We start from the raw sequence: 14007 nt of genomic DNA, 5'->3' as shown, positions 1-14007 counted from the left end.
GAGAAACAAACCGTACTACTTGCATCGAGCAATAAGATTCATAACACTACGCGTTTTGTAGCACGGGCAGCCGCCCGTTCAATAAGAGGAACGACATCATGCTGACATGGCAAGACATCGTCGCTCGAAGTGAAAGCGGTAATCTCGCGCCGCCGTCGCGGGTTGAGAAAACAGACCAAGAGTGGCAAACACAACTCAGTGAAGAAGCCTTTCGTGTTACCCGGCAAAAAGGCACAGAGCGCGCGTTCAGCTCAGGCATGTGTACGCTCTTTGAGCCAGGGCGTTATGGGTGCACATGCTGCGGCACCTTGCTGTTTGATGCGCATGAAAAGTTTGATTCAGGTACAGGCTGGCCCTCGTTTACGCAACCGGCGCAAGATAATGCTATCGCTTATCACAAAGATGGCAGTCACGGGATGACACGGATTGAAACCACCTGTGCGACCTGTGACGCGCATCTTGGCCATGTATTTCCTGATGGTCCCCCACCATCTGGTTTACGCTTTTGTATGAATGCCGTCGCGTTGAAAAAGCTCGATTAAAAAGTACCTGTCCCGCTGAAAACGCAGAGCTCTACCTCGGCTCTGCTATACTATTCATTAACCGTACTGCCGCTATCAATCACGTTTATATCCTATTGCATCGCACGACGCAGAGGTGACATGCTACTGGGGATCTCTCTACCTTCCGCTCGCCACATTTTGTTGTGGAGCTTCATTTACGGGGCAATCGTCTGGCTGGATATGCGCTATTTATCCGCGATACTCGATGTCCACACGGTCACCTTGCTCAATATCTCCAGTGGCCTTGCGGTGGTATTATTCCGGCATCTAGGAATGGGGATGATACTCCCGCTTATCCTTGCCGGCTCTCTTGGCCACGGTCTAGCCGCCATCGCCCGCATCGAGTCGCTCCATCTCGCGACAGGCATTTTTTTTGGTACATTTTTAACGCTCGCCTCAGCGCTCTCCGCATGGCTATGGCAAAAATATTATCCACATTGCCTGGATACAGTGCGGGCCCTTTTTCGGTTTGTTCTCGTTGGATGCCTATTCCCCGCAATAGTAATGATGGCCATTGTCGCCATCCCGCTTTATATCGATGATCAGTTAGTTCACGGACGACTACAATTCTTGACCATTGAATTTATGATGACTTACACCACATCAACACTGCTTTGGGTCAGCTTGTACACCGCTTGGCAAAGGCTGGGGATCGACTGGTCAAAACTCAGTTGGCAAAACGTGGGCTACGTCACTGCCATTATGGCACTCACACTCATCAGTTTTTCTGTGTTTCCAGGCGCAATCTACATCGAGCTTGCGTTGCTGATTTATATCGCGTTCTCCGGCCATTGGCGTACGCTTCTGATTGGTCTTTGTGGCTTAATCATCGTGTCTATCTTAATGGTACCATTCGATATGGGCGCATTCGCGATCCCTAACCTCTATGACGGCGTGTTAGCACTGCTTATTTTTATCTTTACCACCGTACTGGCCAGCATTAGTATTTCCATCCAAGTGATGGAGTATAAAAATGCCGTGGCAGCACGAGACAGCTGGCAACGAAAAGCCAGCCTAGATCCACTGACGGGCACCGTTAATCGCTACGGCCTATTGCCTGAATTAGCGATTGAATACGAGCGCGCTCGGCGAACGCAGTACACCTACACGGTCGCGGTCATTGATGTCGATAACTTCAAACAATTTAACGACACATATGGCCACTCCGCCGGCGATCGCGTCTTGCAAGATGTTGCTGCTGAGATCACACGCGCCGTTCGCCAAACCGATTTGGTGGCTCGATATGGTGGAGAAGAATTTGTGATTATCTTTCGCAATACTGACAGTCACGATGCCTACTATGTGGCCGAGCGTATTCGCCAACGTATTGCGGCGAATACCTCACGGTTTGACAATCAGTTGCTCACCTACACGGTCAGCTGTGGCTTATCCGAAAGCCGTCCAAGCGATAGCCACCCTGAGCAAGTATTTGACCGTGCCGATGATCACCTCTATACCGCCAAAAGCTTGGGACGCAATCGTGTGGTGGTAGCGCCCAACACGGCGGAGTGAGCCGCGCTATTCCGCAATGCCGCCCTTTGTCAACTTGGTTGGATCAAGCAGCTGCGAGAGCTTCTCTCGACCCAGCTCGGTCTCTTCTTCGGCGACATCGAGAATGGGGCGGCCTTGTTGGTATGCTTTCTTGGCAATCTCTGCCGCTTTCAGGTATCCCACAACGGGGTTAAGTGCGGTCACTAAGATAGGGTTACGAGACAGCGCGGCTTGCAGGTTATCTTCTCTCACGTTAAAGCTGCGAATCGCTTTATCAGCAAGCAGTCGGCTTGCGCCAGCGAGCAAGTTGATGCTTTGCAACACGTTCGCGGCAATCACTGGTAACATCACGTTAAGCTCAAAATTCCCTGACTGACCTGCCACCGTCACTGTGGTGTCATTGCCCATCACCTGAGCTGATACCATCGCCGCCGACTCAGGGATCACTGGGTTGACCTTGCCTGGCATAATTGACGAGCCTGGCTGCAACCCTTCCAGCTCGATCTCACCGAGCCCTGCGAGTGGACCGGAGTTCATCCAGCGCAAGTCATTACTTAGCTTCATGGTTGCCACGGCGGTCGTTTTTAGCTGGCCGTGAAGCGCAACCAACGCATCTTGGCTACCAATGGCAAAGAATGGGTTCTCACTGGCAGTAAAACCCGTCTTGCTAAGCACGGCTACCGCTTCGGCAAAACGCTCGGCAAACAATGGATGAGCATTGATCCCGGTTCCCACCGCGGTGCCACCCTGAGCCAGTGCGCGTACCGATGACAGGCTTTGGGTAATTTGTACCATCGCGTGCTCGATCTGCTGAGACCAAGCCTCTAGCTCTTGGCCGATAGTAACAGGCATGGCATCCATCAAATGGGTACGACCCGTTTTCACGATGTGGCCAACTGACTGTTTCTTTTCCTGTAACGCATCACGCAGATGCGCGAGTGCAGGTAGCAGCTTTTGCTCACAGCCTAATGTGGTACTGATCTGAATGGCCGTTGGTACCGCGTCATTGCTGCTTTGGCTCATATTGACATGATCGTTAGGACTGACCGTCTCACCGGATTTCTCGGAGGCTAAGGTAGCCAGCACCTCGTTCATGTTCATATTAGAACTGGTACCAGAGCCCGTTTGAAAAACATCAACAGGAAACTGTTCAATGTGATTCCCCGCCATGATTTCTTTTGCGCTCTCACATATGGCACCGGCAATCTTACTATCTAACAACCCTAGCGACTCATTTGCCTGTGCCGCGCCATGCTTCACCATCGCCAGCGCACGAATAAAGTCCGCCGGCATCGTCTGATCACTGATTGCAAAATTATTCACCGCACGCTGTGTTTGAGCCTGATACAGCGCCTGCTCAGGCACCTCGACATCGCCCATACTGTCTTTTTCAATACGTGTTTTTGTCATTTTGATACCTTCCTTTCACGTTACGATAATGGTTATCATTAACATATTACGCCTGATAAATGAAACGCGCTGATGCGACGGATTGAAAAACCCCGTGCTTGAACATCTGCTATGGCCTAGTATGGTGCCCGCGTCACAATCAATGAGTAATAATATGCAAGATGAAACCAGTACCAGTATCGCTAACTTGATTGAAGTGGTTGAGAACCAGATCGCCGACCAAGACCCTAAAAAGGTAGCAGAAACCTTGATGCGCCTGCGTATGACCGGCTATTCACGCGACGAAGCTATCGAGTACATTGCCTGTGCGTTAATGGTTGAGATCTATGATGTTAGCCATCACAACGGGCAATTTACCCTGTCCCGCTATGAAGCCAACTTAGACACCCTGCCAGATATGCCATGGGCCGATGAGATTAATTTGGATATCGGTGAGTAAACCTATCGATCTGATGGCCGTTATCGAAAAAGCCGCTGGGCGCGGCTTTTATATTTAGAGCGGGTAGACCTTTTCAAACTCTTCAAGCACCACATCCGATTGCTCATCAAAATGCAGGCCGTGTGTTTTAGCGTACTGGGAAAAGTAACCCCAATGCGCTTCGTGCCAACATTGGTACGAACCATCTCCCTCGCCTTCTCGTGCGGCAAATTCAGCGCTGACTTGGTTAAACGGGCAATAGCTCACCTGTGTGGTTTTGACGATGCAAACGGGTCGCTGGTGACCATTAAGGACAATCTTATAATGTCCTTTTTGCGGGATCACCGCATTTTTCTCTTCCAAAGAACTACGCAACCGGCAGTGCGCTTTCTTTTTATTCAAACTCACCAAGGTCGCGACTTCATTGGCTCTGACGGTATGGTGGCTTAACGTATCGACTACCACCATATCGTCACTTGGCCGCTGGTGAGTTGGCAGGGTCGCAAGGTACTGGTGCCAAAAGGCGTATTGTTCTTCAGTCATCTCTCTCGCCTTGTTTTCTTTTTGAATGGTTTCTTGGGCAGTTAAACGACGGTTATCTTAACGCTCTGTTTCGTTTTCGCCTATGCGCCAGCTAACGTTTCACATTTTTCTTACAACGAAATAAAGGTCGCTGACACTAACCAACCAATATAAAGAAGCGGCCAGGATGGCCGCTCAGAATAGAAGAGACGTTTAATCGTTAATAAATGGCAATAAGGCCTGATGTAATCTGTCAATTTCATCAATTGTGTTGTAATGCATCATACCGATGCGGATCACACCGCCTTTATCTAAGATATCAAGCTGCTCACACAAGCCTTGGGCATAGAAGTGTCCATTCCAGACACACAAATTTTGCTCGCCAAGTGCTTGAGCAACCTCAGCAGGTTCTGCTCCCTCTATGCGGATCGCAAACGTTGGAGTCCGTTTATCGAGCTGACTATCGTCGGTAACACCATAAATACGTACTTTAGGGTAAGCGCGCATCAACTGGATAAAATGTGCTGACAGTGCTTGCTCATGCGCTTGGTACTGCGCATAACTTGTCGCTAGCCTTTCTCGTAGTGACGACGTGGGATCACCCCATTGTGCGAGATACTCGACTGCGGCGATAAACCCCGCGATGGCCTCAAAGCTTTGGGTGCCTGTTTCAAATCGGCCGGGGCCTTGATTAGTCGCAGGTTCCACTTTATACGGTTTTAACGTCTGTACCCACTCAGGCGCGACATAGACAAACCCAACATGGGGTCCAAAAAACTTATACGCCGAACAGGCAAGGAAATCGCACCCGAGTGCTTGCACATCCACTAAGTGATGGGGCGCATAATGCACCGCATCCACATACACTTTGGCGCCCACTTGTTTCGCCATCTCTACCACTTTTTCCACATCCACCAGACTGCCTGTGGTGTTAGAGGCGAGTGTCACCGCAATCAACTTAGTTTTGTCGGTTACTAGGCTGGCAAGGTGGGTCATATCGATAGAATACGTCGACTCATCAACACGTACCTGTTTCACGATCGCGCCTTTGTCGTGCGCCGCTTGTTGCCAGCTAGATACATTTGAATAGTGATCGAGTGCCGAAACAATCACTTCATCTCCCGCCTGCCAGTCGCGACTGATCGCCCGACTCAAAGAGAAGGTCAAGGTGGTCATATTCGGACCGAATACCATGCTTTCTGACGATGCGGCATTCACAAAGGTGGCTGCCACATCACGTGCGCGCTGCATAAGCTCGGTGGTATAACGACCAGAGAAAAACTGGCCGCCCAGATTGGCATTGTAGTGCCCTAAATAATCCACCATAGCGTCAAGCACCGCGCGGGGCACTTGCGCGCCCCCAGGCCCATCGAAAAATGCGACGGGTCTGCCTTCAATGATTTGCGCGAGTGCGGGAAAGTGGCCCCTAACAGCATGGGGTGAAAAACCTGCCGGTGTCATCATTACTTCCTTGTTGCTGTGAGTACAAATACATCCATCGTGCCCGGTTTCTGGTTATCCACGGGCGTAATCGGCTCAGCGTAATGCCATAGTGTACGGTCATCAAGTGCCGCCATTTGTCCCGGTTCCAGCGGCAGGCTAAACAGCGGTGCGCTGGTTTTATGACTAAATACCTGAAAGTCACCGCCCTCAATATTATCGCGGCCAATGCTGACAATGGCGATATGATCAAAGCCGTCTTGGTGAACACCTTCTGGGGCGACTTGCACCGACTGGTTATCCGCCTGAATACGAATTTGGTGGATTTCAATATCGTTATCGTCACTTAATTGATACACATCGCGGAACGTGCGACACATGGCATGAAAGCCGGGCTTTTGCACGGTTTCTGATTCAATATCTTCAAATGTTCTCGCTACGTCACCTTGGAACTCGTTAATGTCCGAGGTTTGCATAAACGGTCGCGGTGGTAGTTTTTCGACGCCCCCATTGAAAACATGAACCACCGAGTAACGGCGAAGTCGATAGCCGCCATCAGCATGTGAAGTGCCTGGAAGATTACCAAACGAGGGTTGAAGCTGCTTGATGTGATTATCGTCCAGTTGATTGAGCTGCATGAGTAGTGAAGACGTATTCATGGCTTTCTCCTTTTATCTGTACCGACGCACGCATTGATGCCAGGGCCGTTGCCAGATACAAGATTAACAAATGCGTTACATGTTATATTTAACTAAATACCCTGTTATTTCCAGCTTCAACCCTAGATTTGTCGACCAAAAAAATATCAATTAGAATTATCCGCTATTGATAACCCTTAAGCTATTGAAAACCTCCAACCCGAAAGTTAACAATTATTAAACATCAGCATTAATCACCAACATCAAAACCATTAGCAACATTTTAAATCACTATCTCGCCGCTTTTCTGTCACGAAAAGTTGCCATGAGTGATAAAACAGGATGTTATAGATAAGGTTCCGCCCGTTTATGGCTGTGTCTATCCGTTTATCGCAACCGTCTGAACTCACAATTCGCGCTATACTGTTAAGACACGCTCTGCAGCTTGGGGGAAATAATATGGCACGTCTTGCCATTCAGTGTTCATGTGGGCAGATGACAGGAGAGATCATTGACGCACAACAAAGCCAACGCTGTGTGTGCTTTTGCAGTGATTGTCAGACCTATGCGCAAACACTGGGCTACCACACCGAACTCGAGCCAGGCGGCGGCACAGAAGTGCTACAAATCACGCCAGCGCAGCTCCGTATTTATCGCGGCCGAGATCAATTAACCTGTTTAAGGTTGGGCGAGCGAGGCCTATACCGCTGGTATACTCGTTGTTGCCAAACGCCTATCGCCAATACGATTAATGCCGATATTCCTTTTGTTGGCGTGGTGAGTGCTTGCTATCACATTGAAGGAGATAATGAAGAAGAGATCGGCCCGGTTCGCTGGTATGTGCAAGGCCAAGATGCTCGCTCAACGCCTACAGCAAACAAGGTTCACGCACGATTTCCATTGCGCCTGATGGTTATCACTGCCGTAAAGGGCTTGTGGGCACGACTACTAGGCAAACATCGCCCCAATGTCTTTTTTGACCATGAAGGACGTCCGCGAGGGCTTGTCCATCATGTCGGGCAATCAACACCATCACCGAGAGGAAGACAGTCCCTACCCTGACGCAGTAAGGTACAGCCGATGGAAGTGATTGGAAATACCGTGATAACGATGCTTTAACTTCATCAAAACCCCATTTACAATAGTGCGGTAAAATCAAGCAATCCCCCGAGCGAGGCGACGGCCTTCGAGGTAAGGTCGCCTCTCTTATTCACAATAACGGACAAGGGGAGGCATCCGTGAGCAACCCATCTCAACATCCAGATAGTTTCAATACCCGACGAACCCTACACGTCAATGGTGAAACCTACGACTACTACCGATTGGACGCACTGTCTGAGACGTTCAACATTCATCGATTACCTTACTGCCTAAAAGTCCTGCTAGAAAACTTACTACGCAAAGAAGATGGTAAGAATGTTTCTGCCGATGACATTCGCACACTTTGCCAGTGGCAAGCTGATAAAGCAGGACAAGATCAGGTGAACTTCACCCCCGCTCGCGTCGTACTTCAAGACTTCACTGGTGTACCTGCCGTGGTGGATCTAGCAGCCATGCGTGCCGCGATGCGAGAGCTTAAAGGTGACCCAGCTAAAATCAACCCGCTTGGTGCGGTTGATCTTGTCATCGACCACTCAGTGATGGTGGATGATTATGGCAACCCTGATTCCTTGCAGAAAAACACTGAGATTGAGTTCGAGCGCAACAGCGAGCGTTACCAATTTTTGCGCTGGGGTCAACAAGCCTTCTCCAATTTCCGCGTCGTACCACCTGGCACTGGGATCGTACACCAAGTGAACCTTGAGTATTTAGCACCCGGTGTATTGGTGGAAGAGCACGGCGACAACAAGTTAGCCATGCCAGACACGCTCGTGGGCACTGACTCGCACACCACCATGATTAACGGCTTGGGTGTGCTGGGTTGGGGGGTAGGCGGTATCGAAGCGGAAGCGGCGATGCTCGGCCAGCCTATTACTATGCTAATTCCAGAAGTGGTCGGTTTTGAGCTTAAAGGTGAGCTGCCTGCGTCTGCCACTGCGACTGATTTGGTACTCACCGTCACCCAAATGCTACGTGAGCGCGGTGTGGTGGGTAAATTTGTTGAGTTTTATGGCCCGGGCCTCGCTAAATTGCCGCTGGCTGACCGCGCAACCATTGCCAATATGGCGCCAGAGTATGGTGCAACCTGTGGCATCTTCCCGATTGATGAAGAAACGCTTAGCTACATGCGCCTGACAGGACGCACCGATGAGCAAATCACGCTGGTCGAAACCTACGCTAAAGCACAAGGCTTGTGGCGTGATGACGATGCACCCGTTGCTGATTATAGTGACACGCTCCATCTCGATCTGGGTGATGTGGTACCAAGCCTGGCGGGTCCCAAACGTCCACAGGATAGAATTGCATTAACCGATGCCAAAACCCAATTCGATCAGCTGTTGGAAAAAGAACAAGCGGCGTCTAATAATGTGATTGCAAGCTTTGCCAGTGAAGGGGGTCAAACCGCAGTCGATAACCCCAGTCTTCGTGAGCAAGGGAAAGTAGAAGTCGACTACAAAGGTGAGCGATTTACGCTTGAGCACGGTGCCGTTGTGATCGCCGCGATCACCTCCTGCACCAACACGTCGAACCCGGCCGTGCTTGTCGCCGCTGGGCTAGTGGCACAAAAAGCACGCGAGCGAGGCTTAAAAACGAAGCCTTGGGTGAAAACGTCTCTCGCACCTGGATCACAGGTAGTGCCTGCGTATCTAGAAAATGTTGGCCTACTTGAGCCACTTGCCGAACTTGGCTTTAACATCGTCGGCTTTGGCTGTACCACCTGTATTGGTAACTCTGGGCCATTACCAGAGCCGATCACAGAAGCCATTCGCTCTGCTGACCTGCTCGCGACCAGCGTGCTCTCCGGTAACCGCAACTTTGAAGGCCGTATTCACCAAGATGTGAAAGCCAACTATTTGGCATCGCCCCCATTAGTGGTTGCCTATGCACTGGCAGGTAATATGAATGTGGATGTCCTTAAGGAGCCATTAGGACAAGATGAAAGCGGCAAGCCGGTCTACCTCAGAGACATCTGGCCAACGCCACAGGAAGTCGCGCAAACCATCCAATCAGCGATGACGGAGGGGCTGTACCAAGACAAATATGCGGATGTATTTGCCGGTACAGACGCTTGGCGGAAACTGCCAGTCCCTGAAGATGAGATTTACTCATGGCCTGACTCCACCTACGTTAAAAAACCAACGTACTTTGATGGCATGACCATGGCGCTCCCCGAGATGAAACCCATCAAGGGCGCACGCTGTGTGGTGAAAGTGGGCGACTCTATTACGACTGACCATATCTCACCTGCAGGGGCGATTAAACCGGATAGTCCAGCGGGCGAGTATTTGAAATCCAAAGGGGTTGAGCCGAAAGATTTCAACAGCTATGGCTCCCGCCGTGGTAACCACGAAGTCATGGTGCGCGGCACCTTTGCCAACGTGCGTTTAAAAAACCATATGGCACCAGGCACCGAGGGCGGCATGACGACCTATCTACCCACCAATGAGCAAATGAGCATCTATGAGGCGGCCCAACGCTATCAACAAGATGGCACCCCATTGGTGGTCTTGGCCGGCAAAGAGTACGGGACAGGGTCGAGCCGTGACTGGGCAGCCAAAGGCACTAACCTGCTGGGGATTAAAGCAGTCATTGCTGAAAGCTTTGAACGTATTCACCGCTCTAACTTAGTGGGCTTTGGTGTGTTGCCGTTGCAATTTAAAGGCGGCGATTCCGTCGAGTCACTCGAGTTGGATGGCACGGAAACGTTCGATTTTGAGGAGATCAGCGGCGAACCCTCTACCCTCAAGGTACGTGCGGTTCGGGATGATAAAACCATTGAGTTTGACGTCAACGTCCGCATCGACACCGCGGTCGAGTGGGATTACTACCGCCACGGCGGCATTCTCCACTATGTGCTGCGCCAACTCGCCAGCTAGTACTAGCATCGCTACCACAAAGGCCCCACGGGGCCTTTTTTATTGCTTCGCCATCATGGTTTCAAAGGCGTCGATCACCAGCTGAGTGCCAATGGAGGCCATCACGTGATCGCCTTTCACCCGCGTGCTCCATGCCAATTGCTCAACGGGCTTGCCATGTTGCTGTTCAGCAAAGGTTTCATAAACACTGACCACATCCGCGAGATTGTTATAAGGGCCGGTTCGCTTCGGGTTGCTATGGCCATAAAGGCCTAAGACAGGCGTGCCTTGGGTGGTCGCCATGTGCGCGGGGCCAGAGTCGGGGGCAAGCACCGCATCGGCGCGTGCGAGCACCGCGGCCAATTGCTTGAGACTTGTTTGTCCCACCAAGTTAGCCAGTGGCACGTTAGCAGCGGCAATAATACGCGCAGCCAGCGTTTTTTCACGCGCAGCCGGCGAACCACAGAGTACCACCTGATAACCTTTACCGACCGCGTAGTCGGCAAATTCAGCATAACGCTCTGGTAGCCAGTTGCGCTCATCTTTGCTCGCGGCTGGACTGATCACGATAGTAGGCTTGTCACCCAGTTGCGCTTCAGCAAACGCGTGGTCATCCTCAGAAAGTGGCAAATTCCACTGCGGCGGCGTAACCGGCACGCCCAAATATTGAGTGAAGGCGAAAAAGCTATCTAACACATGGCAAGATTGGGTATCGAGGATCCGTTTATTGGTAAACAGCCACTGTCCCTCTTTCGCTCGGTGGCGATGAAACCCCACACGATGGCGCGCAGCGATCCCCATAGTCAATAAACTGGCACGCAAAGCAAGCTGCATATGCACTAACGCATCAAACCGGCGTCCTTTCAGCTGCCGCCAGACGTGACGCATGCCTGCCAAGCCTGCTTTTTTATCAAACACCACCAGCTCCACCCCTTCCAGCCCGGCCAAAAGCTGGGCTTCGACTTTACCAACCACCCAAGTGATCTGCGTCTGCGGCCAATGACGCTGCACGGCTTGGATCGCCGCGACCGCGTGACAGACATCGCCAATCGCAGATAGGCGCAAAAAACACAGGGAGCGTGGGGCGTCAGTAAACAGAGGCATAACAAATTCCAATTAAGTTATCGCGCCGATTATGCAGTTGGCTCGGTTAAATGTAAAATGCCACCCTATCGATCAAATTGTTACGAGAATGTATTTATGGGCGCTAATACATCCCCCTCAGAAAAGCCGCGAGGGCTGATACGTATCATTAAAGCCACTGGCTATTCTTGGGCTGGATTAAAAGCGGCATATCACCATGAAGCGGCGATCCGTCAAGAAGTTGTATTATTGGCAACGGCGTTAGCCGTATTACTTTGGCTGCAATTACCGTTGACTGATTCTCTGATAATGTTCAGTGTCATTGTGTTAGTCATCATTGTCGAGCTGCTTAACTCCGCCATTGAAGCCGTGGTCGACAGAGTGGGTGAAGAGCGTCATGAGCTCAGCGGCAGAGCAAAGGACATCGGCTCTGCGGCGGTGTTTGTCAGTTTGCTTTTAGCGGGTGTGGTCTGGATTACCACCTTATGGCATCACTTTGGCGCCCCACTTATTCAATGACACATGTCGTCATACAACCCGGCAACGCGTCCATTATGTTGCCGATTGATTAACTTAACTGTGATGAGAAATCATGTCTTTTAAATCGCGACTTCAAACACACAGCTGGTTCATCGCCATTAACGCCCTGGTGTTGATGGCAATAGCCAGCCGCTACTTTGCGTTTCTACCTAGCTTTCCCACTGAACCACTTGGCATCACCTTTATCGTGGTCAGTACCTTTAGCCAAATGGCCTTACTTGCCGCCATTGTTGGCTTGATAACTCTTCCGCTGCTATTGCTGCCCACCAAGGTGCGCCAACCATTGCTCGCCTTGATTGCGTCGGTGGGTGTGATCACGCTTTTCATCGATACCATCGTGTTTGCCCAGTACCGATTCCATATTAATGCCATGGTGCTAGATCTGATCCTCGCTGGGCAGATTGTCAGCTTCCCTCTGATCACTTGGCTGATGGTAATAGGTGGCGTGATGGCCTGCCTCGCCGCGCAATGGGCACTTCTGGCTGCGTTGTCGCGCACACGTTTTTCCCACCAGCACAAAGTCGGCAAAAAGTTTGCGCTGCTCACGTTTCTTACCTTGCTTGCCACCCACGGGATTCATATCTGGGCTGCGGCCTATGCGTACCAACCCGTGACAACAGTGAAACGTTATTTGCCACTTTTCTATCCAGCCACCGCCAACAGTATGATGCGCAAAAACGGCTGGATTGATGAACAAGCTCTAGCGCGCCAAAAGGCGATGGATGTAGATCGCGAAGCCGACCTGAACTATCCCCTTTCGCCGCTGAGCACGACCGACGTTACACAGCCAGTGAATATCATGTTTTTGGTGGTTGATTCATGGCGCGCGGATACCTTCAACGCCGACAACACGCCCAACCTTTGGGCACTGGCACAAAATGGTCGTACCTATTCACATCACCTTGCGACGGGGAACGCCACCCGTACCGGCATTTTTGGCCTGTTTTATGGCATGCCGGGCACCTATTGGCATAGCTTTCTTGCCAATCAGCAATCACCGGTACTGATGGATCGTCTGCAGGCGCTCAATTATCAACTAGGTATTTTTACCGCCGCGCAATTGGAAAAGCCGGAATTCAACCAAACCGTGTTTGCCAAGGTGTCCGATTTACGTAACGGCTCTGAAGGCGACTCTCCCGCCGAGCTCGACGCAGATCTCACTCAAGATTGGATCCGCTGGCACCAACAGCGTGATCCCAATCGTCCCACCTTCTCGTTTTTGTTTTACGATGCGCCCCATGGCTATGATTTTCCTGCGGACTTTACCCCCAAGTATCAGCCGATGCTGGACGAAATTAACTATCTCAAGCTAAATAACGACACAGATCCGACGCCATTTTTCAATCGCTACAAGACCAGCGTGCGTTACGTTGATAGTTTGGTAGCCCAAGTGGTTGAAGAGCTGAAACAAAGCGGGGAGTTCGACAATACTCTGCTGGTTCTCACTGGCGATCACGGCCAAGAAATGAATGATAACCAGCTGAATTTTTGGGGACACAACAGCAATTTTACTGACCCACAAATTCACGTGCCTTTCGCGCTGATAGGCCCCGGCATCGAGGCAAAACAGGTCGATACTGGCAAACAACTCACCAGCCACCAAGATGTTGCGCCTACCCTGATGAAGCATTATTTAGGTGTAACGTCCGATCCGGCCAGCTACGCGATTGGTCATGACTTACTTGCGCCAAATCCCGGCCAAGATTGGGTGTTATCGTCAAACTACAGCGGCTATGCGTTAGTCACCGACGACACTATTTTAGAAGTGGGTGCAGGAGGGCAATATCAATACATGGATAACACCAACCGACCCATAGAAAACGCGTCACCTGACTTTGCGCAAATGGAAAAAGCCCTCGAGCAAATCAGCCGTTTCCGCTAGTCCGTCGCTTGCACGTTAAAGCCTATCCGTTTATGAGCCTCTGTCTTCCAGAGGCTCATCTATC

12 protein-coding genes are annotated in these 14007 nt (G+C 50.9%); 7 read left to right on the top strand and 5 right to left on the bottom strand.

The annotated features are described in order from the left end of the window. Window positions 1–98: 98 nt before the first annotated feature. Together msrB and BZG23_RS11620 are read left to right on the top strand one after the other, a co-directional pair. Window positions 99–542 carry a peptide-methionine (R)-S-oxide reductase MsrB gene (gene msrB / locus BZG23_RS11625; protein ID WP_046075494.1) on the top strand — a complete coding sequence of 148 codons (444 nt, stop codon included), beginning with the start codon at window positions 99–101 and terminating at the stop codon, window positions 540–542. A gap of 120 nt (window positions 543–662) precedes the next feature. After that, entirely contained in the window at window positions 663–2075 is a 1413-nt protein-coding gene (locus tag BZG23_RS11620; RefSeq protein ID WP_077607037.1) for a GGDEF domain-containing protein, read from the top strand. Window positions 2076–2081: 6 nt separating this feature from the next. Here BZG23_RS11620 and BZG23_RS11615 read toward each other — a convergent pair whose 3' ends face one another. After that, complete coding sequence (locus BZG23_RS11615) at window positions 2082–3464, bottom strand: class II fumarate hydratase (RefSeq protein ID WP_077607036.1); 1383 nt, start codon at window positions 3462–3464, stop codon at window positions 2082–2084. A gap of 154 nt (window positions 3465–3618) precedes the next feature. On the opposite strand from BZG23_RS11615, the gene BZG23_RS11610 reads away from it, so the two are divergent. Beyond that, window positions 3619–3903 (top strand): hypothetical protein, encoded by a 285-nt coding sequence (locus BZG23_RS11610; RefSeq protein ID WP_046075496.1) that lies wholly within the window; start codon window positions 3619–3621, stop codon window positions 3901–3903. A 54-nt stretch (window positions 3904–3957) separates the two neighbouring features. On the opposite strand, the gene BZG23_RS11605 is transcribed toward BZG23_RS11610, so the two are convergent. From BZG23_RS11605 to BZG23_RS11595, 3 genes are all read right to left on the bottom strand, one after another. Beyond that, window positions 3958–4425, bottom strand: a complete 468-nt coding sequence (locus BZG23_RS11605; protein ID WP_077579483.1) for an ASCH domain-containing protein — start codon at window positions 4423–4425, stop codon at window positions 3958–3960. A gap of 192 nt (window positions 4426–4617) precedes the next feature. Then, window positions 4618–5865, bottom strand: coding sequence for a cysteine desulfurase-like protein (locus tag BZG23_RS11600; RefSeq protein ID WP_077607035.1), 1248 nt, complete (start codon window positions 5863–5865; stop codon window positions 4618–4620). Between the two features lie 2 nt (window positions 5866–5867). Continuing rightward, window positions 5868–6503, bottom strand: a complete 636-nt coding sequence (locus BZG23_RS11595) for a 2OG-Fe dioxygenase family protein (RefSeq protein WP_077579481.1) — start codon at window positions 6501–6503, stop codon at window positions 5868–5870. Between the two features lie 438 nt (window positions 6504–6941). Between BZG23_RS11595 and BZG23_RS11590 the strand changes: the two genes are divergently transcribed. Beyond that, window positions 6942–7544, top strand: a complete 603-nt coding sequence (locus BZG23_RS11590) for a DUF6151 family protein (RefSeq protein WP_077607034.1) — start codon at window positions 6942–6944, stop codon at window positions 7542–7544. Between the two features lie 176 nt (window positions 7545–7720). Further along, window positions 7721–10459: an aconitate hydratase AcnA gene (gene acnA / locus BZG23_RS11585; RefSeq protein ID WP_077607033.1), complete on the top strand. Its 2739-nt coding sequence runs from the start codon at window positions 7721–7723 to the stop codon at window positions 10457–10459. A 39-nt stretch (window positions 10460–10498) separates the two neighbouring features. Here acnA and BZG23_RS11580 read toward each other — a convergent pair whose 3' ends face one another. After that, window positions 10499–11542: a glycosyltransferase family 9 protein gene (locus BZG23_RS11580; RefSeq protein ID WP_077607032.1), complete on the bottom strand. Its 1044-nt coding sequence runs from the start codon at window positions 11540–11542 to the stop codon at window positions 10499–10501. 96 nt (window positions 11543–11638) lie between these two features. Between BZG23_RS11580 and BZG23_RS11575 the strand changes: the two genes are divergently transcribed. Both BZG23_RS11575 and BZG23_RS11570 read left to right on the top strand, forming a co-directional pair. Next, complete coding sequence (locus BZG23_RS11575) at window positions 11639–12040, top strand: diacylglycerol kinase (protein ID WP_077579477.1); 402 nt, start codon at window positions 11639–11641, stop codon at window positions 12038–12040. 73 nt (window positions 12041–12113) lie between these two features. After that, window positions 12114–13943, top strand: a complete 1830-nt coding sequence (locus BZG23_RS11570; RefSeq protein WP_077607031.1) for a DUF3413 domain-containing protein — start codon at window positions 12114–12116, stop codon at window positions 13941–13943. Window positions 13944–14007: the final 64 nt, after the last annotated feature.

The organism is Salinivibrio sp. ML290 (assembly GCF_001995695.1).
Lineage (GTDB): Bacteria > Pseudomonadota > Gammaproteobacteria > Enterobacterales > Vibrionaceae > Salinivibrio > Salinivibrio siamensis.
The sequence above is the reverse complement of the archived record's forward strand: the minus strand, read 5'-3'. Positions and strand labels throughout refer to the sequence as shown.

What these genes read in the sequence shown, in the direction of transcription:
- msrB (WP_046075494.1), top strand. Translation starts at nt 99, where the DNA reads ATGCTGACATGGCAAGACATCGTCGCTCGAAGTGAAAGCGGTAATCTC.
- BZG23_RS11620 (WP_077607037.1), top strand. Translation starts at nt 663, where the DNA reads ATGCTACTGGGGATCTCTCTACCTTCCGCTCGCCACATTTTGTTGTGG.
- BZG23_RS11615 (WP_077607036.1), bottom strand. Translation starts at nt 3,464, where the DNA reads ATGACAAAAACACGTATTGAAAAAGACAGTATGGGCGATGTCGAGGTG.
- BZG23_RS11610 (WP_046075496.1), top strand. Translation starts at nt 3,619, where the DNA reads ATGCAAGATGAAACCAGTACCAGTATCGCTAACTTGATTGAAGTGGTT.
- BZG23_RS11605 (WP_077579483.1), bottom strand. Translation starts at nt 4,425, where the DNA reads ATGACTGAAGAACAATACGCCTTTTGGCACCAGTACCTTGCGACCCTG.
- BZG23_RS11600 (WP_077607035.1), bottom strand. Translation starts at nt 5,865, where the DNA reads ATGACACCGGCAGGTTTTTCACCCCATGCTGTTAGGGGCCACTTTCCC.
- BZG23_RS11595 (WP_077579481.1), bottom strand. Translation starts at nt 6,503, where the DNA reads ATGAATACGTCTTCACTACTCATGCAGCTCAATCAACTGGACGATAAT.
- BZG23_RS11590 (WP_077607034.1), top strand. Translation starts at nt 6,942, where the DNA reads ATGGCACGTCTTGCCATTCAGTGTTCATGTGGGCAGATGACAGGAGAG.
- BZG23_RS11580 (WP_077607032.1), bottom strand. Translation starts at nt 11,542, where the DNA reads ATGCCTCTGTTTACTGACGCCCCACGCTCCCTGTGTTTTTTGCGCCTA.
- BZG23_RS11575 (WP_077579477.1), top strand. Translation starts at nt 11,639, where the DNA reads ATGGGCGCTAATACATCCCCCTCAGAAAAGCCGCGAGGGCTGATACGT.
- BZG23_RS11570 (WP_077607031.1), top strand. Translation starts at nt 12,114, where the DNA reads ATGTCTTTTAAATCGCGACTTCAAACACACAGCTGGTTCATCGCCATT.